Genomic DNA, 22,549 nt, shown 5'->3' on the forward strand with positions numbered 1-22,549 from the left:
TAGTCTATGAAAAAAGCTAGAAAAAACATAATAAAAATAAAAGAAAAAGAGTTACATGAAGGCTTAGATTATTACTATAATCTAATTCTTGGTAAGATAAATAAATTTAAATATAGACCTTCAAACTTAAAAAAAGATGCTTTATTTGTACATAAAACTTCTTTAGAGTTTCAAAAATTAGCTCAAGAAGAATTAGATAAAAAAATAGAATTAATTCAGACTCTTTTTAGATTAAACAAACAAAAAGAAAAAGATGTTTTAGAAGCCTTTGCTTTGTGTGTAGAGGCTTGTTTTAGAATCACAGCTAAAAGAGCCTATGTTGTACAGATAATGGGAGCAATTGCTTTATATAAGAAGTTTATTATCGAGATGTCTACAGGTGAGGGTAAAACTCTAACTGCGGCTATTGCTGCTGGGGTTTTAGGTTGGCTTGGTAAACCTATACATATTTTTACTTCAAATGATTATCTAGCTGCAAGAGATGCTGAACTTTTTGAAGAGTTCTATAATAGTATTGGATTAACATGTTGTTCAATTACTTCTTCAAATTCTCCTGAGGAAAGAAAAAAACTTTATGAATCAAATATAGTTTATACAACAGGGAAAGAGGTTTTAGCAGATTTTCTAAAAGATAGAATGAAAGAAGATTCTTCTTTTGATTTTAATAAATACTTAATTGATAAAGTAAGTGGAAAACTAAATGAAAATGATTATGCATTAAGAGGTTTAGAAATAGCGATAATTGATGAGGCTGATAGTGTTTTAGCCGATGATGCTGTTACTCCTTTGATTATTTCTGCTACGGCTGAAAATAAGGTTTTACAAAAGTCAGTTGTTGATGCTTATAAAATAGCTTCATTATTAAAAAAAGATGAAGATTATAAAATTAGTGAAAAGTTTAATGACATAACTCTTACAAAAAGTGGTATCAAAATAGTTGAAGAAAATAGTTTTGAACTAAACGAGATATGGAAAGTTAAACATAGAAGAGAGTATCTTGTAAAGCAAGCTTTAACAGCAAGAGAATTATATCTTTTAAATAAACACTACATTATAAAAGAAGGTAAAGTTGTAATCGTTGATGAAAAGACTGGTAGAATTATGGAACACCGATCGTGGGGAAATGGACTACATCAGGCTATTGAAGTAAAAGAAGGCTTAGGGATTACAGATCCAACTACTACTTTTGCAAAAATGAGTTTTCAAAGGTTCTTTAGATTATATACTCATTTATGTGGGATGAGTGGAACTTTAAAAAATCTTGATAATGAATTTTGGCAAATTTATGAAATATCTATACTAAAAATACCTACACGAGTTCCTTCAAAAATGATTATTAAAAAAGATGAATTCTTTTTAGATGAAAATAAAAAAAATACTAAGATAATAGAATATATAAATTCATTAAATAAAAAAGGAATTCCTGTATTAATAGGTGTTACTTCTATTAAAGATAGTGAAAACTTAGCTAAAGAACTTAAAAAAATAGGTTTACAAAGTAAAACTTTAAATGCCTTACATGACGAAGATGAGGCAAATATTATTTCTCAAGCAGGACAAAAAGGTTCAATTACGATTGCTACAAATATGGCTGGTCGTGGAACAGATATTGATATAAGTGAAGAAATAAACTCTTTAGGTGGTCTCCATGTAATCACAACTCAAAGGGATAAATCAAGAAGAATTGATTTACAGTTTTTTGGAAGATGTGCTAGACAAGGAGAGAATGGAGTGGCTGTTGCTTTTTTAAGTTTAGATGACTTAATTATAAAACATTATTTACCAGCTTGGTTAAGAGAGTTTTTCTTAAAAAACTTTAATTCAAAACTAATAAAAAAAATAGCTTGGTTATTTTATGTTTTTTATCAAAAAAAGATAGAAAAGGATATTTCAAATATTAGAAATAAAACACTACTTCAAGAGTTTAATTTAAAAAATTCTATGTCTTATACTTTAGACTAATAAAATTTATATTATTAAATAGAAATATTATAAGTATAAAACATATTAAAATATTATTTATTTTAAAACTTCCTAATTTTATAAATCTATAGAAATTATTTATACGTTATACTTCTTCAAAAAATTTGGAGAGTTTATGAGAATAGTTTTTATTTTTATTATGTCTTTTGCATTTATCTATGCAAATACTACTATTGATTCTTTTAGTAAGTCAAAAAAGCTTCTAAAGAAAATATACAAAGGTAATCAAATTACTTTTTATGCAGAATGTAAGTACAACTACAAAGATAAATCAAATATGATTGATAGAAGTTCATGTGGTTATACTCCAAGAAATGAGTACACTAAAAAAGGTAATCAAAACAAAAGAGCTAGAAGAATAGAATGGGAACATGTAATTCCTGCTCAGAACTTTGGTAGACAGTTTTCTTGTTGGTATGAGGGTGATTCGCAATGTATAAAGCAAAATGGAAAGTCTTACAAAGGAAGAAAGTGCTGCACTAAAGTAAATCAAAAGTACAAGTATATGCAAGCTGATTTACATAATCTTGTACCTGCAGTTGGTGAACTAAATGCCGATAGATCAAACTTTAGATTTTCACAAATCGAAGGTGAAAGAAGATGGTATGGAAAAGATGTGGATTTTGAGGTGGACTTTAAAAGAAGAGTTGTTGAGCCTAGAGATGAGATAAAAGGAAATATCGCTAGAACATACTTCTATTTTGAAAAGACTTATGGTATGAAAATCTCACAAAAAGATAAGAAGATATTAGAAGTTTGGAACAGACTTGACCCAGTAGATAAGTGGGAAAGTCAAAGAAACAAACTAATAGAGAAAATTCAAGGCAATAAAAATGAGCTCATTGATTAATATACAAATGAACTCACTTTAGATATTATACGAAAAAATAGTCTTATAAATTAGCAGTAAATTCACAGGAGTTTAAAAATACTATGGAAAGCATAACTCAATCAATACAAAATATAGTAGATGAAGAAGCGATAATACACTCAGTTTTAAGCGGTATTCAAAAAAATGCCCAAAAAACTTTCAACAAAGTTACAATAAAAAAAGTAATCATTCAAAATGAAGAAAAATACCAATTTGAATATTTTTATGATAAAAATGTGGAACATAAAAACCTAAATAATGATGAAACAAAAGAAGAGTTATCAAAGCTTATTGAAACATATTTTAAGCAAGCTATTATTCATACAAGCTCTTGGGATTATCATATTTTAGTAAACAAAAAAGGCGAAGCTAAAATAAACAAAAAGCAAGCCACAAGAAAGTTTGAAGAGATTAGTCACAATAGAAAGAAAAAGTATATTATAAATGAGGGTGAAAAATCAGCTTTTTTAATAGAGCTTGGAATTATGACAAAAGAAGGAAAGGTAATCAAAGCTAAATATGATAAGTTTAAACAAATAAATCGTTATTTAGAGTTGGTTTCTGATTGTATTCCATATTTAGATAAAAACAAAACTATTAGAATTATTGATTTTGGTTGTGGAAAGGCATATTTAACTTTTGCTCTTTATGATTATCTTGTATTAAAGATGGGTTACAATGTAGAGATTGTAGGGCTTGACTTAAAAGAAAATGTTATTAAGTTTTGTTCAAACCTAGCAAAAAAACTAAACTATGATGACTTAAGATTTGAACAAGGTGATATAAAAGGCTTCAAGCAGTACGGTGAGGTTGATATGGTTATTTCACTTCATGCTTGTAATACTGCTACTGATGAAGCACTAGCTCAAGCTGTAAAGTGGGATGCAAAGGTTATTTTAGCAGTGCCATGTTGTCAGCATGAATTACTAAAGAAAATCAAAAATGAGAAAATGGCTCCTATTATGAAGTATGGAATCATCAAAGAAAAAGTAGCATCACTACTTACTGATGGTTTAAGAGCAAATGTTTTAGAGATTATGGGATATAGAACACAGGTTTTAGAGTTCATAGATATGGAACATACTCCTAAAAACATAATGATCAGAGCTTTCTTTGAAGATACAAAAAATATAAGTAAAGTAGTAAATGAATACAAAGAGTTTAAAACCCAATGGCAAATCTCACCATATATAGAACAAGCATTTGGTGAAAAGCTAATAAATAGACTAGAAAAATAATAAGTTTTAGGAGAGAATATGGAAGAAGTTTGGCAACTAAAAGTAACTGATAGTTTAAATCAAATGTTACGAATTAGAAATGATATTGATATAAACAGTACTTTAGAAAGCTTTAGTCATTTAGTAACTATAAAACACAAGTATCATGCAAGTGATGATATTATGTTTCCTGATCCTGCTTGTTTGGCTTTTTTTACTGCTTTTGAGCAAAATCATCTAAAAGCTTTAGAAGAAAGTGATAGTTTAAAACTAGTAGCTGTTGATATTCATGAAGGAATAATGCAGTATTTTCTTCTTACAAATGATGCTATGAAAACTATAAATGACTCTATTTCATTTTTGAAATCAAACTCTTTATATGCTTGTGATTTTGAAATAGCTCATGAGAAAAAAAATGAGCTTATAAGTAGTATGTATTAAGATATTATAGTTAGTGAACTATAATATCTTTAACACCTTTAGGAATAACTTCCCCAATAATTGAAGCATAACCAAAGCTTAATTCTTCAAGCTCTTTTATATACTCAACTGCGTCTTCTTTTGGCATAGCAATTAGTAAGCCACCTGATGTCTGAGCATCACAAAGTAGTGTTTTACAATGTTGTGATAAACCACTCATATAAGATACTTTATCTTCTAAGTATTTCATATTTTTCTTTGTTCCACCAGGAACTACACCATCACTAGCTAAAGCAATAGCTTCTTCAACTACAGGTACACTTGAACACTCTATCATAAATGAAGTAGTTTCATTTACAGACTCTAAAGCATGACCTAATAGTCCAAAACCTGTAATATCAGTACAAGAGCTAACTTTGTACTTTCTCATGATTTTAGAAGGAAGATAGTTTAAACTAGCCATAATATCTGCACATTTTCTAATAAGAGAGTTTTCTATCAAATCTCTTTTTATAGCTGTTGTTAAAACACCCATTCCTATAGGTTTTGTAAGAACTAAAACATCACCAATTCTTGCTGTATTGTTTCTTACTATTTCATTTGGATGTATCATACCTGTAACTGATAGACCATAATACATCTCAGGTGATTCAATAGTATGACCACCAAGTAAAAGTCCACCACACTCTTTAATCTTTTCATTTCCGCCATTTAGAATCTCTCCTAAGGCTTCATATGATAGATTAGCTTTATCAAATCCTACGATGTTTAAAGCAGTTTTAACCTCTGCTCCCATAGCAAATACATCTGATAGAGAGTTAGCTGCTGCTATTTGTCCATAAATATATGGATCATCAATTACAGGAGTAATAAAATCTAGTGTTTGAACTATAGCTTGATCATCATTTATTTGATAAACACTAGCATCTTCGCTTGTATCAAAGCCCACTAAAATTCTGCTGTCATTTGGTTTTAAGTTGCAAATTGTTTGTTTAAGATCCCCCGGACCCATCTTTGCAGCTCACCCAGCAGCTTTAACGAACTTAGTTAATTTATATTCATTGTTCATAAAACTCCTTTCAAAACACATGTTTTACACATAATTGTAATATAATATAAATAAAATCCGTAATTGTACAAGGTTTTTTTCAAAAAAGACTTAAAAAGTAAAGTAAAATTTACTTTTTGATATAAGTAACTTTGAACATTTAAGTTTAAAGAATATAGAATAACTAAATATATACTTAGGTATAACAAAGGTGAAAAATGAAAACCTTATTAAAAATACTAATTTTTTTTGTCTTACTTTTTAATTTTTTACATGCAGAAGAAAAAAAACAAATTGATATTGCAATAATAAAAGATATGGTTCCTTATTCCTTTTTAAACAAAAATGGCAAGCCAGATGGTATTTTTGTAGATTATTGGAAGCTTTGGGCACAAAAACAAAATGTAAAGATAAACTTTAAAGCTTATAGTTGGAGTAAAAGTTTAGAAGCTATAAAAAACAAAGAAGTAGATATTCACTCTGGGCTTTTTGAAAATGAACAAAGAAAAGAGTTTGTAACTTATATTGATAAAATATATCCTTCCCAAGGATATATTTATATAAAAAGAGAGAAAAAAGAAGATTTTAAAACAATAAAAGATTTTAAAAATCAAAAAATAAGTGTTTTAAAAGGAAGTTTTTTTGAAGGCTATTTAAAAGAAAACTATCCTTTTTTAGATTTAGATGAAAAGGAAAGTTTTAAGGAAAGTTTTGATGATATAAGAAGTTCTAAAACAGAATTTTTTATAGATGATGCTTTAATCTCTTGGTTTCAACTAGTAGGTTCACTAGATCATAAAAACTTTACTACATTAGATGATTTTAAAATAAATAAGTGGTTTTATAGTGCAGTTAAAAAAGATGATATAACTTTAAAAAATCTTGTTCAAGAAGGAATAAAAAAAATCTCTTATGATGAACTAGTTGAACTTGAAAAAAAATGGATTATTCAAAATGAATATAGATATTTTGAACAAAAAAAACAAATTGATTTACTAAACTTTGAAGAGAGACTTTGGCTTTTAAGAAACCAAGATATAAAGTTTGCTCTTGTGAAAGATTGGGAAAGATATAGCTTTCTTAATAAGTTTGGTGAAGTAAAGGGCTATCATTTAGATTTATTAAAACTTTTAAATAAGAAGTTAAAAACAGATTTTAAATATAAGGTTTTTGATAGTTGGTCTGATGCTTACAATAGTGTAAAAAATGGTAAAAATGAAGCTATTTTTGGTCTTTCTTGGTCACAAAGTAGAGAAAAGATATTTAGTTTTTCTCCTTCTTATAACTATAGCCCTTATTATATAGTTACTCATAAAGATGATAACTCAATAAAAACTTTAAGCGATTATGAAAATAAAACAGTTGTTACTTTAGAAAACTCTATTACAAATGAAATTATAAATGAGGAAGTTAATGATGCAAATATAATATATGCCAAATCTATTAATGATATTTTATATAAACTTCAAACAAAAAAAGCAAAAAGTGCAATATTAGAAAATGCAAAAGATTTAGATTTAGATAGTTACAATCTAAAAATAGTAGCACCTATTTATTCTAAGTATGGAAAACTTCATATAGGAATAAATAAAAAATTAAAAACATTTACTTCAATTTTAGAAAAAGGAATAAATTCTATTTCTATTGAAGAATCAAAAGTTTTACAGGATAAATGGCTTAAAAATATTATTGAGTTTTCAAATGAAGAATTAGATTACATAAAAAATAAAAAGATATTAAAAGTTGGTGTTGAAAACTGGACAGCTATTAGTGAGTTTAAAAATGAATATGAAATGGATGGAATTGGAGGAAGAGTAGTTCAAAAAGCTTTAGATATTTCAGGAATAAATTATGAGTTAGTAAAAGGTGAATGGAGTAACTTACTTGAAAGTTTTAAAGAAGGTGAAATTGATATTTTACCAACAACTTTATATTCTGAAAATAGAGCCTCTTATGGTGAGTTTTCAAATAGCTATTTATGGGTAAAAAACTTTTTATATGTAAAAGATAATAATTCTGAAATAAAAACCTTTGAAGATTTAAAGGGTAAAAGATTAGCAATTCAAAAAAGCTATGCAACTATAGAATTAGTAAAACAAAAATATCCTGATATTGAAATAGTAGAAACAAAAAACTTAGAAGATTCAATTACAAGGGTTTTAAATGGTTCCGTTGATGCTTTATTTGAATTACAAATATCAGTTGAGAGCAAATTAAAAGAGCTATTAATTACTAGTTTAAAAGCTGTTTCTCAAAATAGTATTAAAGCTCAAGAATTACATGTATTATCAAAGTATGAAGACTATAATTTAGTAAATATTATCAATAAATCTTTATCTTCAATAGATCAAAAAACAAAAGAGACTATTATTTCAAGTTGGACTAATAATTTAAAAGTTAAAAAAGAGGTGAAAATAGCTTTTGCTAAAGATAGAGAACCTTATACTATTAGTCAAGGTCAAGTAAAGGGAATAGAGTATGACTTATTAAAAGAGATATTAATTCTAAGTGATATAAATATTGTTGAATCTAAGAACGTAAGTGTAGATAAACTTAGTTCAATATTAGTAAAAAATGACAATTTTGATATAGCTGTAAATAGAAAACTAAATGAGGGTGATAATCTTTTTTATTCAGATAAATTTTTAAGTTTTGAAAATGTTGTAGTTTCAAAAAAATATAGATTTAATGCTATTAAGAGTTTAGAAGAGTTAAAAGATAAAAAAGTTTTAGCTTTTTATAATGCTAAAAAATATTTAGGTGAAACTTACAATAGTGTATTAAAACCAAAAACTAATAAAAACTATATGGAAACAGCAAATCAATTTGAGCAAGTAAAAGCATTGGTAAATGATGAGGTTGATTTTATTGTTTTAGACAAAAATATATTTAAATGGTATTTAAATAAACTTGATAGAAGTATTGAAAATAAATATAATATTGATTTTGTATTTTCAAGTAAAAACCCAAGATATGTTGCTTTTAAAAACAAAGCATTAAGAGATTTATTTAATAAGAATTTAGAAATTATTAAAACTAATGGTATTTATGAAGAGATATTTTTAGATTATACAAATGCTTATATTTTACCAAAGGTAAAAATAAACTCTTTAATAGCAGCGGTTGCTTCAAACTATATATTCATAGAGAATATTCAAGAACTATCAAGGGTAATGGATGTTTTTTCAAGATTGCCATATATAGAAAAAATAGAAATTTTTAATAACTCATCAAATATATTGTATTCATCAAATGAAAAGCCTTTAATAAAACATAGAGCTCAAAACAGTTTTCACTATATAGTAAATGTACCTCAGAAAGTAGGTTTTATAAAAGTATATTTTGATAATAATTTACTAAAAACCTATGAACAAAGTGATGATTTTATTCCTAAGTTATCACTTTTTGAAAACTTTAAAAGCTTTGAATATATAAAAACAGTTTATAAAAAATATGGCTATATAAATAAAGGCCTAAACTTAAATAGTAAAGAAAAAGAATTTATTAAGAAAAATAATACAATATACTTTTCAGAGATTGATTGGAAACCAATAGTACTAATTGAAGATGATAAGTTTAGTGGTTTAGCAAAAGATTATTTAGATTTAATAAAAAAAACAACAGGCTTAAATTTTGAGTTTAAGAAGTATAAAAATTGGCAAGAAACTGTATTAGCTTTTGAAAATGGTAAAATTGATATGATACCAGCTTTAGGAGATGTGGCATTTTCTATAAAAGGCTCATTTGTAAGTAATAGTATGGCAGATTTTAAATATGCAATAGTAACAAATAATGAAGGAAGATTTCTAGATGGAATAAAAGACTTAAAAGGAAAAACTGTTGCTCTACCAAAAGGCTTTAGTTCACATGCACTTATAGAAAATAGGTATCCAGATATTAATATTAGGGAAACAAAATCAATTGATGAGGCTTTAAGTTTGGTTTCAAAAGGTGAGGTTGATGCTTTTATAGGTCATAGTGCAGTTGTAGTTTATAAACTACAAAATAGTTTTTCAGATTTAAAAATTTCAGGATTAAGTGAAGAGAGATTTAACCATTATATATTAATACAAGATAAGTATCCAGAACTTTTAAGTATCTTGAACAAAGCAATATTTAATATTACTCCAAATCAAAAATTTGAGATAAAAAATAAATGGATTAAATCAGAAATTAAAACAGAAATTAATTATGAACTCTTATATAGAGTAATAACTATTTTTATAATCATACTTTTGATTGTTTTATACTTTACAAAAAAATTATCAGATACAAAAAGTTTGGTACTACAAAAATCTAAAGATTTAGAAGAGCAAAGAAACGTATTTCAAACACTATTTAATGATTCAAGTGATGGTTTGTCCTTGATGAAAAATGGAAGATTCATTGAGTGTAATGATGCTGTATTAAAAATGCTTGATTATAAGAGCAAAGAAGAGTTTTTAAATCTAAAACACACTGAACTCTCTCCTTTATACCAATTTGATGGACAAAAGTCAGAAGATAAAGCAAAGGTCATTGTTCAAGAGTGTCTAAAAACAGGTCATGCAAGATTTGAGTGGTTACATTTAACATCAAAAGGTAAAGAAATTTGGTTTGAAATAGTACTAACCAAACTTATTCTTAACGATGAAGAAGTAATTCATGCTGTATGGAGAGATATTGAAGATAAAAAGACATTAGAAGAACAAAACTTAAGAAGAACTATGGAACTTGAAGATACAAATAATGAATTAGAACACTCAATAGATAATCTAAAAAAGACACAAAAACAGTTAATTGAATCAGAAAAAATGGCTAGTTTAGGTGGATTAGTTGCAGGTGTTGCCCATGAGATAAATACCCCTATTGGAGTAGCCTATACAGGAATTACTCATTTTAAAGAAATAACTGATAAGGTTAAAAGTTTATATGAAAAAGATATGATGAGTCAAGAGGAGTTTGAAGAGTATTTAAATACTTCACTTGAGCTTTCAACATTACTTAATACAAATATAAAAAGAGCTGCAAATCTAGTGAAGAGTTTTAAACAAGTAGCAGTGGATCAAACTAGTGAAGAAAAAAGAGTATTTAACATAAGAAAATACTTACAAGAGATTCTTTTCTCAATTCATAGTGTTACTAAAAAAACTAATTTAGATTTTAAAATTACATGTGAGAGTAGTTTAGAAATCAATAGTTTCCCTGGAGCTATTTCTCAAATTATAACAAATCTAATCATGAATTCTATTATTCATGCTTATGAACCTAAGCAAAAAGGTGTAGTTTCAATAGAAGTAATAAAAGAAGATGATAATATAAAATTAATATATAAAGATGATGGAAAAGGAATTCCAAAAGAGAACCTAACAAAAATATTTGATCCATTTTTTACTACTAATAGAGAAAAAGGTGGTAGTGGTTTAGGTTTAAATATAATTTATAATATTGTTACAAGTAAATTAAATGGAAAGATAAATTGTCAAAATAATGAAAATGGAGTAGAGTTTATTATACTTTTTAAAGTATAATAATTCTAATAGGATTAAAAAATGGGTAAATTAAATTTTTATAAGTCAAAAGATAAAAAAAATGAAATTTTAGACACATGGAAAATACTTATTTCAGATGATGAGTTAGATGTGCATACTTTAACTAAAACTGTTTTAAAAAACTTTGTTTATAAGGGTAAGGGTTTAGAGTTTATTAGTACTTTTAGTGGTGAAGAAACTATTGAAGTTGTTAAAAATAATGATGATATAGTTTTATTACTTCTTGATGTAATCATGGAAAGTGATGATGCAGGACTTCAAGTAGTAAAAACAATCAGAGATGATTTAAATAACCATGACTTACAAATAGTTTTAAGAACAGGTCAATCAGGACTAGTTCCTGAGAGTGAAGTTGTTATGGATTATGCAATAAATGACTATAAAGAAAAAACTGAACTTACTTCAAAAAAATTAATTACCACAATTATTACAGCAATTAGGTCTTTTGAGAATATAAAAGCTTTAAATAAAAGTAATGAAGATATTAAAAAATTAAACTACGACCTAAATGGTATTTTAGATTCATTTGATAAATATGTAATAGCTTCAAGGGCAAATAAAGATGGTGAAATCATATACGTAAGTGAAGCTTTTTGTAATTTAACGGGGTATAGAAAAGATGAATTATTGGGAAATAATCATAATATCTTAAAAGATATGTTTACACCAAATGAAATTTATGATGATTTATGGAAAACAATTACCTCAAACAAAGTTTGGAGGGGTCAAATAAGAAACCAAAAGAAAAATGGTGAGTATTATTGGTTAAAAACTGTAATTAGTCCTGAATATGATGTCCATGGGGAGTTTGTTTGTTATACTGCAATTTCCCAAAATATCACAGCTCAAAAAGAAGTTGAAAAAGCAAATGTAGAAATTGAGCAGTTAAATGAAGATATTATAGAAACACAAAGAGAAGTAGTCTTTAGACTTGGTGCTATTGCAGAAGCTAGAGATAAAGAAACAGGTATGCATGTAAAAAGAGTAGCTGAATACTCTAAGCTTTTAGCCTTATATTACGGACTTCCTGCAAATGAAGCTGAAATAGTAAAAATGGCAAGTCCAATGCATGACATAGGTAAAGTTGCAATTCCTGATGATATCTTAAAGAAACCAGGTAGATATACTCCCGAAGAGTTTGAGATTATGAAAACCCATGCTCAAATTGGTTATGATATGTTGAAATCTTCAAATAAACCTATTTTAAAAGCAGCAGCAATTATTGCTCACCAACATCAAGAAAAATATGATGGTTCGGGTTATCCACAAGGTTTAAGTGGAGAAGATATTCATATATATGGAAGAATAACTGCTATTGCTGATGTATTTGATGCCCTTGGAAGTGATAGGGTTTATAAAAAAGCTTGGGATGATGATAGAATTTTTAATCTTTTTAAAGAAGAAAGAGCCAAGCATTTTGATCCAGTTCTAATAGACTTATTCTTTAAAAATTTAGACAACTTTTTAGAGATTAGAGACAAATTTAAGGATGTATAGTAAAATGGTAAAGTTTTTTTTACTTTTCCTTAAGTTTTATTTTATACAAGATATTATAGTATTTCGACATAAATTAGCATACAGACCTAAGGTTTAGGTTGGACATAAAGTATAATTTTCTATCTTTATTTCTTCATTAATGCTTCAAAAAATTGAGGTTTTTTTATGAAAAAAATTCTTTTCGCAGTTGCATTTTTAGCAACTACACTATTTTCACAAACATTTACGTTTACAGCAATTCCTGATCAGGATGAAACAAAGTTAAAAGAGAGATTCTCTAAATTAGCAGTTTACTTAACAAAAGAGTTAGGTGTTGATGTTAAGTTTGTTCCAGTTAAGTCTTATTCTGCATCTGTTGCTGCATTTAGAAATAATCAAGTTCAATTAGCATGGTTTGGTGGTTTTTCAGGTGTTAAAGCAAGACTTTTAGTTAAAGATTCACAAGCAATCGCTCAAGGTGTTGAAGATCCAAAGTTCTACTCTTATATTATTGCTCATAAAAGTACTGGATTAGATAAAGCTAAAACTTTACCAGAAGCTGTTAAAGGTAAGACTTTTACATTTGGTTCAAAAGGTTCTACTTCTGGTAGATTAATGCCTGAATACTTTATTAGAGAGACTTTTAATGCAGCTCCTGCTGATGTATTTAAAAAAGTTGGTTTCTCAGGAAATCACTCTAAAACTATCTCTTTAGTTCAAAGCGGTGCTTATGAATTAGGTGCTGTTAACTATAAAGTATGGGATAGAGAGTTAAAAGCTGGAAATATTGATACTTCAAAAGTTAAAGTTATCTATAAAACTCCAGATTACTATGACTACAACTTTACAATTAGAGCTGATGTAGATAAAAATTATGGTGAAGGTTTCATCAAAAAAGTTCAAGCTGCATTATTAAAGCTTGATGATAGAGATATCCTAGATGCATTCCCAAGAGCTAAGTTTATCGAAGCTAAAAACTCTGATTATGATAAGGTTTTAGAAACTGGTAGAAAAATCGGACTTATTGACTAATGATTTTTAATTTAGAAAATGAAACAATCTCTTATGAAAATAAAAAAGTTTTAGATTCTATTAATTTGTCAATAAAGAAGGGCGAAAAAATCGCTCTTCTTGGTTCAAGTGGAAGCGGGAAGTCAACACTTTTAAAAAGATTATATGAAATAAAAAGCGAAGAAGTTTCATATTTACCACAAGATTTAGGTTTAGTAAACAACCTTACTTCTTATCACAATGTTTATACAGCAACACTTGAAAAAAAATCAACAATTTATAATTTAATAAATCTAATTAGACCTTTTAAAAAGGACTTATATGAGGTGTCAAAGATTTTAAAAGAGCTTGAATGTGAAAGTAAGCTTTTAACAAAGTCTTTAAATCTATCAGGTGGGCAAAAACAAAGAGTAGCAATTGCTAAATCTATTTATTCAGGTAAAAATATTCTTTTAGCAGATGAACCAATATCTGCTCTTGATGAATATATATGTAAAAAGTCAATTGATATTATGCATAAATCCTTTGAAACAATTATTTGTGCGATGCATAATGTGGATTTAGCAATTGAAAACTTTGATAGAATAATTGGTATAAAAAATGGAAAGATACTTCTAGATAAACAAACTACATCTATTTCAAAAGAGGATACAAATAGGCTTTATTATGTTGTTGAGTAGTAAATCAAGAGAATTAAATGTAAGTTTGATTTTTCTTGCTGTATTTGTAATATCTCTATTTTTTGCAGATTTAGAGATCTCTGCTTATGAACCTTTTTTAGAATTAAGTAAATTTATATCAGGAATAAAAGATATAAATTTTTCTTCAATTGATACTTTACTTGAAGCAGTTTTACAAACTATTTATATTGCAACAATCTCTATAGTTTTATCAGCTGTATTTGGTTTTATACTATCATTTTATTTTAAATATATGCTAGTTAGAGTTACTTTAGCTTATATAAGAGCAATTCATGAAATATTTTGGGCATTAATTTTTCTTCAAATTTTTGGTTTAAATACAATAACAGCTATTTTGGCAATTTCCTTACCTTATAGTGCTATACTTGCAAAAGTTTATGCTGAAATCCTTGAAGAGTATGATACTTTTGATGAAAAAACTATTTCTCAAAAAGTATCAAAAATATCAGCATTTTTTTATACAAAGTTACCAAATGCTATGCCTCATTTAATCTCATATACACTATATAGATTTGAGTGTGCTATGAAATCTTCTGCAATTTTGGGTTTTGTAGGAATTGCAACTTTAGGATACTACTTATCTTCATCTTTTAATGAAGGTCATTATAATGATGTATGGCTTATGTTAATCATCTTTTATATACTTATTGCAACTATTAAATTTTGGTTTAATAAGTTTACTGTATTGATTTTATTTGTAATATCATTTATTCAAATGCCTATGAGTATAAATTCTTTTTCTTATGATAATTTAGTGCGATTTTTAACAGAAGATATTATTCCAAGTCCAATAAAAAATGATTATACTTTAATAGAAGGCTTTAATTGGTTCTCTAAAATTTTTGTAAATGAAATAGTTCCAGGAGTTTTTAATACTGTAGTTTTAACTCAGATTTCTTTAGTAACTACAGCTATTTTAGCACTTATTTTATTCCCAATGATTTCATATAGGTTTGTAAGTAAAACAGGTAGGTTCTTTTCACATATACTCTTAGTAGTTTTAAGATCAACTCCTGAGTATATTTTAGCTTTCTTATTTTTATCTATTTTTGGTGCTTCTATGCTTCCAGCAGTTCTAGCTTTAATGCTTCATAATGGAGCAATTATAGCATTTATAATTGGTAAACAATCAAATGAAATGCAGTATGTATTAGATAAGTCAAGTCATTTAAATCTATATGCTTATGAAGTACTACCAAGGCTTTATAGTTCATTTTTAGCTTTTTTATTTTATAGATGGGAAGTAATCATGAGAGAGTCTGCAATACTTGGTATTTTAGGGGTTGCGACTTTAGGTTTTTATATAGATTCAGCCCTAGCAGATATTAGATTAGATAAAGTTGTAATACTTCTATTTTTCACAGCACTTTTAAATATTTCTATTGATTTAATCTCAAAAAAAGTAAGGGATTATCTAAAAGCAGATGAAAAACTTATAGGATGTGGCTGCGATTTAAAGTAGCACATCTTTTTTTATTAAGTCTTGTTGTATTACTTCTAAACTATCTAAATTTAAAGCACTAAGTTTTCCACCATAAACACAAGCTGTATCAATACAAATATAGTTATGTTTTCTTACTATATTTTTTGAAGACTCATGACCATATATATTTATATACTCATACTTCTTCCAATCTTTTTCCCAATCCCAATCCCATTCGTCTTTATCTGAAATTCGATTTGTCATCATAGCATGAGTTTTTGATTTATCATTTCTTCTTTTAAAGTAGGGCATGCAAAAAGCATGAGTAATAAAATAGTTTTCTATTATTAGGTATTGAGGTAGAGTTTTAATCCATTCTAAATGCTCTTTTAGCGTATCTAAATCGTTTTTATAGTTATCAATAGTTACAAGTCCACCCATATACTCTTTTGTATTCCATCTAACCTTAGCACCATTTAAACAATCTTCTATATTATCTAAAAGATAAAAGTCGTGATTTCCTAAAATACATGGATAATTATTGTTTTTTACAAACTCTATTACTTTTTTAGAGTAAAGTCCTCTATCACATAAATCTCCCACAAAAATTAAATTAGCATTTGATGGAAGCTTCTTTATCAAAGCTAGCATAGTATAATAACAGCCATGTATGTCAGAGATAACATAGGTGTTTTTTAAATCAACCTTTTGCATTAAATATGCTCTAGGGCAGACTCATTAAATCTATATGTTTTATGTTGTACTTTAACTAAAATATTTTTTTCAGCAAGTTCTTTAAAAAGTTTTATAAGTGTTGGTTTTGAAATAGAAATCTCTTCCATAATATCACTGTATGAAGCTGTAAATTGGTTTTCATTGTCTAGGTTATTGATGATAAATTTTACAATATCAACTTGCTTACTATCTGTGATAGCTGAAATAGTTCTAATTACATTTGAGTTCTTTTGAATCTCTTTTTGTTGAACTATAGGAAGCAATACATCATGTAAGCTATTTAGTAACTCTTTTATATTTATTGGTTTTACTATATAGTTTTCTACTTTTAATTTTATGGCTTCAAGTAAATATTTTGTATCCGTATGAGCTGTTGTTAAAATAGTTGGAATAGTGATATTTTTTTGTTTAATGTGTTTTAAAAAATCAATTCCATTTTCATCTTCAAGTAGAATATCAGAGATAATAATATCAACTTTTTTATTTAATAATATATCCATAGCTTCATTAGAAGTTTTTACTGCGTAGATATTGTTTACAAAGTCTTCTAAAACATCTTTTGTATGTTTCAATAGACTTACATCATCTTCTAAGTATAAAATATTAAATTGTTGTAAGATATTTAAATCTCTGTTATTCATTTATAGCCTCTTTATTATTTGAAATTGGGATTTTTATTGTAAATAAGGAACATTTAAAATTTGTATTATCATTTGGTTTTATTTTATGTACAATATTTTTATATGAAATAGAGCCATTCATATGTTTTTCAATTATTTGCTTTGACATATATAAACCAATACCAGTTCCGGCACTTTTATATTTTGTAGTGTAATATGGTTCAAAGATTTTAGGAACAATCTCTTCATTGATTCCTCCACCATTATCTATTAGATTTACTACTACATTATGCTTATATTTATTTACAATTATTTTTATAATTCTATCATTTTTATTAATAGTACTACATAAAGCATCCTTTGAATTGGAAATGATATTTAAAAATACATGAGATAGTTCATTATAGAAAGTATGAAGTTCTACATTTTGTTTGATTTCAAATTTTATTTGAATACTTTGTTTTTCTAAAGAGTATTTTGAAAGCTCAATAGAGTGTTCAATACAATCTTTGATTAAAAACTTACTTCTTTGTTTATTGGGGCTAAAAAAGTTTTTAAAATCATCTAAGGTTTGAGACATGTTATTTGCTAAAAGCAAAGCATCATTTACTTTTTCATCAACAAAGGTATCAGTTAATTTTCCCATTAACATTTTTGTTTGGAAGCTTTGAACAATCATAGTAATAGATCCTAGTGGTTGTCTCCATTGATGGGCTATGTTATTTAGCATTTCACCTAAACTTGCAAGTCTAGCTTGTTGAAACATAATTATATCTTTCTTTCTATTTTGAGCAACCTCTTTTGATACTTTTATCTCTAGGTAAGCATTCAGTTCTGTTAGCTCTTTTGTTTTCTCTTCTACTTTTTGCTCTAAGGTATTATGTAAAGTTTTAAAATTATTGATTATATAAACTGACAAGATAATAGAAAATAAAAACACTAAAATAATAGATATAATTGAAAAAATCATGATTATATTGAAAATCTTTTGGGTATTTCTCTTTTCATTTATAGCAAGGGATAAATCATAATTAATCAAACTTGTAATATAAATAGAAATGGCATTTATTTCTAGATTTAAATTTGCATAATCATAGTCTATTTTATTTTCAATCATATAGTTTAAATCATACTTTATTTGAAACATTTTTTTATCAACATTTCTCATAATATTTTTCTTTAGAACTTCATTTTCAAAATAGTTCTCTTCATTTATGAAAAACTTTTTTATAAATGAAATTATATAAAATCTATCAGCTTTTTTTTCTAACTCTTCTTTATATGAATTCCAGTTTTTATTTATAAGTTGTTGAGCTAAAAGTAAAACATCTTTTGCTTGATTTAGTGTTAGTTCATCATTCTCCAAGTCTTTAATAGTAGCTTGAATATTTACATTATAGGTATCTTTTATGTTCTCTAATTTAATTAAACTTTTTGTTCTTTTATCAAAAAGTACGTCAAAATCTTGTTTGATTGTAAAAGTTGAAATCTGAGATAGAATAACTATACAAATCATACCACCAGCAATAATAAAAACTAAAAAAGAAGTTTTGTATTTGAAACTTAAATCATCAAAATATGCAATTATTTTTTTTAATTTACTTATTACCATTTTAACTCTTTAAATTTATTCTCATCATATTCAAATAGATATGTTTTGTTAAATAATTGAGAATTTCTATACTTTAAATGTAAACCTTTTAATAAATCAGAAGGAGTAGTTTTTAGCATATGTATTAATTTTTCTCTTGTTCTGTCACCTTTTATTCTAGAAATTGCATTTACTAAAATCTTAGAAGCCATAAATGCCTCAAGGGAAATAAAACCAAACTCTTCATTTGGATAATATTTTTTCATAAGTGTTTGATACTCATTTATAACAGGTATTTTATTATCTAGATAGTTAGGAACGACTTGTGAGAAAATTAGATTTTTTGAACTGATTTTTAGCTCGTCAAGTTTTTTTACCATTGCATTTGCATCACCAAAAGAAATATTACAAAAAATTGCATCTTTCAAATTTGGATTTTGTTTAGCTTTTTTGATAAATAAAGCATTTGTTTTATAAGCTCCAACCATCACAATAGCTTGAGGCTGTGCATCTTTTATCTCATTGAAAGCGTGGTTTATAGACAAGGTGTTTCTTTTATAAGAACCCTCAGCAACTAAAGGGAGTTTTCTTTTCTCTAAGGCTTGTAAAAGGGAAATATAACCTTCTTCTCCATAATCGTCATTCTGATAAAAAACTGCAATTCTATTTAGCTTTTTTTGTTTATGTAAATATTCAACTATTTTTTCTATTTCTTGTTTATATGAACTTCTAAAGTTAATAAAATTCTCATCTTTTGTATCTCTTAAAAAAGAAGCCCCAGTAAAAGCACCAAAAAATGGTATATCTTCATCATGTATAATTGGTAAGATATTTTTAACTGTTGGTGTTCCAACAAATCCAAAAAGAGCATAAATTTTATCTGTAAATATTAATTTGTTTACATTTTCTATTGTAAGTTCTGGTTCATACTTATCATCATACATTAGCAGTTCAATTTTTTTATTTCCTAAAAGTCTACTTTCATTTACATGCTTAAAGTATGCATTAGTACCTTTTTCAACTGATTCTCCCCATGTTTTAATAATTCCAGTTTTAGGAACGGACATACCTATTTTAATAGTATTGCTTGGAAAAATTTCATCTTTGAAATATATATAAAAAATGATAAATATAAATAGTAGTATTGGTAATCTTTTAATCATACTTTAGTTTACAAAAATATGTTCAAAATATAGCTTTAATACACTAAATATAAAAGTTTTATATCTTTTGTAAAAAACATAGTCCTTATAAGTAACACCCTTTAAAATATAGGTAAAAAGTTTTTTAATATTTAAGGTTCATTTAAAAATATACTATTAGAATTAGGTAAAATATTTTTTACCATTGATAAGGGCATAGGTTATGCAAGAATTTATATATTACAACCCAAAAGGTTTAGATTTCCCTGTTAGCGAAGAGATACTAGTATCTACTAACTTAGATGAAATAAAAGAAAAAAGTTTTTTAATCTCTAATACTTCTGAGGTAAATGCAGAAGTAAATGCAGATGAAATCGATTTTTATATCAAAAATACAAAAGACTCAATGGCAGCTCAAATTGAAAATGTTTATAAATTATATGATATAGCTGCTAATAAGTACGATTTTGCTCAAGATATATCTTACTCACAAGAAGTTACAAATCAATTACTTTTAGTTGCAAATACTAAAGAAGAGTATGAAAAATTTGTAGCCTGTATTAAGCCTGATGATTTTGAACTATTTTTTGTACAAGAAAATATCATCAAATCTATTTCAGGTCATATTGGAAACTTAAGTGTTATTGTTGATGATGAAGGCAAAGATGTAACTTTAAATGTTTCTCAGATTGTTTGGTATGATGCCAAAGAAGAGGGAATTAAGCAAAGTGGATGCTTTGATCCAAAAGAATCAAGTGAAGAGGAAGTTGTATCTTTACTAAAAGAAAATATCAACTCTTACTCTTACAAAAAATTTACAACATATGATAAAACAATCTGTCAATATAATGAAAGAAGAGAAGTTATTTGTTCTAAATGTGAAGAGGTTTGTCCTAGTGTTGCTATTACAAAAGATGACGAAACAAAAGTATTGTCTTTTTCACAAATAGATTGTCATGGATGTGGTGGATGTATTTCTGTTTGTCCAAGTGGTGCACTTGATTATGCTCCATCAAATAGAGAGTCTCTTTTTGAAATGAGCAAAGCGTTTGCAAACACTCATCCTTTAATTACACCTCAAAAAATGAACATTTCTTCTTTAGAAGTTGAATTAAAAGAGGGTGTTTTACCTTTTGCAATTGAGGGTGAAAAGTTTTTAGATGAAACTGCTTTTTTAACTTTAGCTCAGATTTCAGGTTCTCAACTTGTGTTTTACACTGACTTCATCTCAAAAGGAAGTGGTGATGCAATTAGAATTGTGAATGACATTTACCAAAAGAAATACGGTAAAGATGCGATTATAGTTGCTATGAATGAAGAAGAATTAAGTGAAGCTTTAAAAGAAGTTTCATTTATTGAGGGTTCAAACTTTAACTTTAATCAAGAAGGACTTAAAAAAAGAGAAATCTTTTCTCATAGACTTCAAAAGCTAGTTGGGGATGAAGATTTAGGTGAAGTTAAAACAGGTGAACATGTTCATTATGGTCTTGTAAATGTAAATGAAGATAAGTGTACTTTATGTTTAGTTTGTGTTGGAGCTTGTAATGTAGATGCTTTACAAGCAGATGCAAAAGATAATACACTAAGACTTAATCCATCTTTATGTACATCATGTGGATATTGTGAAGTTTCATGTCCTGAAACAGATTGTCTAGAAATCGAAAGAGATGTTATAAAACTTCAACCAATGTGGTTTAAGGAAAATATCTTAGCTCAAGATGAACTTTTTGCATGTGTAGAGTGTGGTGTAGAGTTCGCAACTAAAAAATCAGTTGAAAAAATAGCAGCTATTATGGGTCCTGTTTTTGCAAATGATCCTGTAAAAGAGAAATCTTTATATTGTTGTGCAGACTGTAAACCAAAAATTATGATGCAAAACTATTATGATCAAAAAAAGCAAGGAATGTCAAATGCAAGATAATCAAGCAATAAACAAAGCAAGAGCACTTTACTACAATCTTTTTGCAAACTTTTTTGTAGCATCTCCTGATACTACAACTTATTTAGAGTTAGTAAGACTAGTAAATGTACTAAAAGAAAATCCTTTAGAACCATCATCAGGAAAAGCCTTAGAGTCTATTTCTTCAAAGTTAGACCCAAGTTCAAATATTGCTTTATTACAAGAGTTTGATGAGTTGTTCCATAATCCAACAAGTGCAACTATTAGAACAACAGCTTCATTTTATGATGAGGGAATTGAATCAGGTAAAAAAAGAGTTGAAATGATTAATTTTGTTGCAAAAACAAAATTAAGAAGAGATGAAAAAAACTATTATGAGTATGAAGACTCAATTGGATTTATTTTTTCATTAATGGCTCAATTAACTGATGAAATTTCTCAAGGTGAAAAAATATATGAAAATACTGTTCATTGTATTTTTGATCAAATTCTAAATGAATTTATAGATGAAATAGGAAAAGAAATATATGAACATGAACATGGAAATATTTATAAAGATTTAATGATTGTTTTAAATTCTTTTGTAGAGTTTGAAAGACTTTATTTAGAAGTTTCAAAACCTGCACCTAAACCAAAACAAGCAAAAGAAGATGCTTCTTGTGCTGTGGAGGAAATATCAGAAGAAGAAAAGCAAAGAAGAGCTAGAAATAAAGCATTAAAGGCTTTAGGACCAAAAGAAGAAACACCAAAAGACATCCAATATGATGTTGAGGAAGATATCTAAAAGAGAATTTCTCTTTTAGGGATTTTATAAAGAAAGCTAAGCTTTTTTTATAAAGTCTCTAAAATAAAGAGTCTTTTAAAAACAATCAGGTTTTTA

General features: G+C 27.0%; 16 protein-coding genes. 11 read left to right on the forward strand and 5 right to left on the reverse strand.

What is annotated here, in order from left to right:
- Positions 1 to 6: 6 nt before the first annotated feature.
- The 4 genes from NJU99_RS05805 (at position 7) to NJU99_RS05820 (ending at position 4,512) form a co-directional block, all read left to right on the forward strand.
- Positions 7 to 1,962, forward strand: coding sequence for a preprotein translocase subunit SecA (locus NJU99_RS05805; protein ID WP_254577782.1), 1,956 nt, complete (start codon positions 7 to 9; stop codon positions 1,960 to 1,962).
- 136 nt (positions 1,963 to 2,098) lie between these two features.
- Complete coding sequence (locus tag NJU99_RS05810) at positions 2,099 to 2,833, forward strand: endonuclease (RefSeq protein ID WP_254577783.1); 735 nt, start codon at positions 2,099 to 2,101, stop codon at positions 2,831 to 2,833.
- A gap of 83 nt (positions 2,834 to 2,916) precedes the next feature.
- Positions 2,917 to 4,092 carry a class I SAM-dependent methyltransferase gene (locus NJU99_RS05815; RefSeq protein ID WP_254577784.1) on the forward strand — a complete coding sequence of 392 codons (1,176 nt, stop codon included), beginning with the start codon at positions 2,917 to 2,919 and terminating at the stop codon, positions 4,090 to 4,092.
- An 18-nt stretch (positions 4,093 to 4,110) separates the two neighbouring features.
- Positions 4,111 to 4,512, forward strand: a complete 402-nt coding sequence (locus NJU99_RS05820; RefSeq protein WP_254577785.1) for a DUF695 domain-containing protein — start codon at positions 4,111 to 4,113, stop codon at positions 4,510 to 4,512.
- 10 nt (positions 4,513 to 4,522) lie between these two features.
- On the opposite strand, the gene selD is transcribed toward NJU99_RS05820, so the two are convergent.
- On the reverse strand, positions 4,523 to 5,560 hold the full coding sequence (gene selD, locus NJU99_RS05825; protein WP_254577786.1) for a selenide, water dikinase SelD: 1,038 nt from the start codon (positions 5,558 to 5,560) through the stop codon (positions 4,523 to 4,525).
- A gap of 197 nt (positions 5,561 to 5,757) precedes the next feature.
- Between selD and NJU99_RS05830 the strand changes: the two genes are divergently transcribed.
- The 5 genes from NJU99_RS05830 to NJU99_RS05850 all read left to right on the forward strand — a co-directional run bounded on the left by NJU99_RS05830 (position 5,758) and on the right by NJU99_RS05850 (position 15,720).
- Entirely contained in the window at positions 5,758 to 11,049 is a 5,292-nt protein-coding gene (locus NJU99_RS05830; protein ID WP_254577787.1) for a transporter substrate-binding domain-containing protein, read from the forward strand.
- Between the two features lie 21 nt (positions 11,050 to 11,070).
- Positions 11,071 to 12,567, forward strand: a complete 1,497-nt coding sequence (locus NJU99_RS05835; RefSeq protein ID WP_254577788.1) for an HD domain-containing phosphohydrolase — start codon at positions 11,071 to 11,073, stop codon at positions 12,565 to 12,567.
- A gap of 165 nt (positions 12,568 to 12,732) precedes the next feature.
- Positions 12,733 to 13,578 (forward strand): putative selenate ABC transporter substrate-binding protein, encoded by an 846-nt coding sequence (locus NJU99_RS05840; protein ID WP_254577789.1) that lies wholly within the window; start codon positions 12,733 to 12,735, stop codon positions 13,576 to 13,578.
- Positions 13,578 to 14,237: an ATP-binding cassette domain-containing protein gene (locus NJU99_RS05845; RefSeq protein WP_254577790.1), complete on the forward strand. Its 660-nt coding sequence runs from the start codon at positions 13,578 to 13,580 to the stop codon at positions 14,235 to 14,237. The genes NJU99_RS05840 and NJU99_RS05845 overlap by 1 nt, the downstream gene beginning before the upstream one ends.
- Entirely contained in the window at positions 14,230 to 15,720 is a 1,491-nt protein-coding gene (locus tag NJU99_RS05850) for a PhnE/PtxC family ABC transporter permease (RefSeq protein WP_254577791.1), read from the forward strand. The genes NJU99_RS05845 and NJU99_RS05850 overlap by 8 nt, the downstream gene beginning before the upstream one ends.
- Here NJU99_RS05850 and NJU99_RS05855 read toward each other — a convergent pair.
- The 4 genes from NJU99_RS05855 to NJU99_RS05870 are packed head-to-tail and all read right to left on the reverse strand — an operon-like array spanning position 15,712 to position 19,790.
- The gene (locus tag NJU99_RS05855) at positions 15,712 to 16,395 is read right to left on the reverse strand and encodes a metallophosphoesterase (RefSeq protein ID WP_254577792.1); all 684 of its coding nucleotides are present in this window, start codon (positions 16,393 to 16,395) and stop codon (positions 15,712 to 15,714) included. The genes NJU99_RS05850 and NJU99_RS05855 overlap by 9 nt on opposite strands.
- Positions 16,395 to 17,057: a response regulator gene (locus tag NJU99_RS05860; RefSeq protein ID WP_254577793.1), complete on the reverse strand. Its 663-nt coding sequence runs from the start codon at positions 17,055 to 17,057 to the stop codon at positions 16,395 to 16,397. The genes NJU99_RS05855 and NJU99_RS05860 overlap by 1 nt, the downstream gene beginning before the upstream one ends.
- The gene (locus NJU99_RS05865; protein ID WP_254577794.1) at positions 17,050 to 18,648 is read right to left on the reverse strand and encodes a sensor histidine kinase; all 1,599 of its coding nucleotides are present in this window, start codon (positions 18,646 to 18,648) and stop codon (positions 17,050 to 17,052) included. Before NJU99_RS05865 ends, NJU99_RS05860 begins: the two co-directional genes overlap by 8 nt.
- Positions 18,642 to 19,790 (reverse strand): ABC transporter substrate-binding protein, encoded by a 1,149-nt coding sequence (locus NJU99_RS05870; RefSeq protein ID WP_254577795.1) that lies wholly within the window; start codon positions 19,788 to 19,790, stop codon positions 18,642 to 18,644. The genes NJU99_RS05865 and NJU99_RS05870 overlap by 7 nt, the downstream gene beginning before the upstream one ends.
- A gap of 202 nt (positions 19,791 to 19,992) precedes the next feature.
- On the opposite strand from NJU99_RS05870, the gene NJU99_RS05875 reads away from it, so the two are divergent.
- Together NJU99_RS05875 and NJU99_RS05880 are read left to right on the forward strand one after the other, a co-directional pair.
- Entirely contained in the window at positions 19,993 to 21,690 is a 1,698-nt protein-coding gene (locus tag NJU99_RS05875; RefSeq protein WP_254577796.1) for a 4Fe-4S binding protein, read from the forward strand.
- Positions 21,680 to 22,453, forward strand: coding sequence for a TorD/DmsD family molecular chaperone (locus tag NJU99_RS05880; RefSeq protein WP_254577797.1), 774 nt, complete (start codon positions 21,680 to 21,682; stop codon positions 22,451 to 22,453). The genes NJU99_RS05875 and NJU99_RS05880 overlap by 11 nt, the downstream gene beginning before the upstream one ends.
- Positions 22,454 to 22,549: the final 96 nt, after the last annotated feature.

The sequence above is a fragment of the Arcobacter roscoffensis genome (assembly GCF_024267655.1).
GTDB lineage: Bacteria > Campylobacterota > Campylobacteria > Campylobacterales > Arcobacteraceae > Arcobacter_B > Arcobacter_B roscoffensis.

Coding starts and splice junctions, on each gene's coding strand:
- NJU99_RS05805 (WP_254577782.1), top strand. CDS start 7: ATGAAAAAAGCTAGAAAAAACATAATAAAAATAAAAGAAAAAGAGTTA.
- NJU99_RS05810 (WP_254577783.1), top strand. CDS start 2,099: ATGAGAATAGTTTTTATTTTTATTATGTCTTTTGCATTTATCTATGCA.
- NJU99_RS05815 (WP_254577784.1), top strand. CDS start 2,917: ATGGAAAGCATAACTCAATCAATACAAAATATAGTAGATGAAGAAGCG.
- NJU99_RS05820 (WP_254577785.1), top strand. CDS start 4,111: ATGGAAGAAGTTTGGCAACTAAAAGTAACTGATAGTTTAAATCAAATG.
- NJU99_RS05830 (WP_254577787.1), top strand. CDS start 5,758: ATGAAAACCTTATTAAAAATACTAATTTTTTTTGTCTTACTTTTTAAT.
- NJU99_RS05835 (WP_254577788.1), top strand. CDS start 11,071: ATGGGTAAATTAAATTTTTATAAGTCAAAAGATAAAAAAAATGAAATT.
- NJU99_RS05840 (WP_254577789.1), top strand. CDS start 12,733: ATGAAAAAAATTCTTTTCGCAGTTGCATTTTTAGCAACTACACTATTT.
- NJU99_RS05845 (WP_254577790.1), top strand. CDS start 13,578: ATGATTTTTAATTTAGAAAATGAAACAATCTCTTATGAAAATAAAAAA.
- NJU99_RS05855 (WP_254577792.1), bottom strand. CDS start 16,395: ATGCAAAAGGTTGATTTAAAAAACACCTATGTTATCTCTGACATACAT.
- NJU99_RS05860 (WP_254577793.1), bottom strand. CDS start 17,057: ATGAATAACAGAGATTTAAATATCTTACAACAATTTAATATTTTATAC.
- NJU99_RS05865 (WP_254577794.1), bottom strand. CDS start 18,648: ATGGTAATAAGTAAATTAAAAAAAATAATTGCATATTTTGATGATTTA.
- NJU99_RS05870 (WP_254577795.1), bottom strand. CDS start 19,790: ATGATTAAAAGATTACCAATACTACTATTTATATTTATCATTTTTTAT.
- NJU99_RS05875 (WP_254577796.1), top strand. CDS start 19,993: ATGCAAGAATTTATATATTACAACCCAAAAGGTTTAGATTTCCCTGTT.
- NJU99_RS05880 (WP_254577797.1), top strand. CDS start 21,680: ATGCAAGATAATCAAGCAATAAACAAAGCAAGAGCACTTTACTACAAT.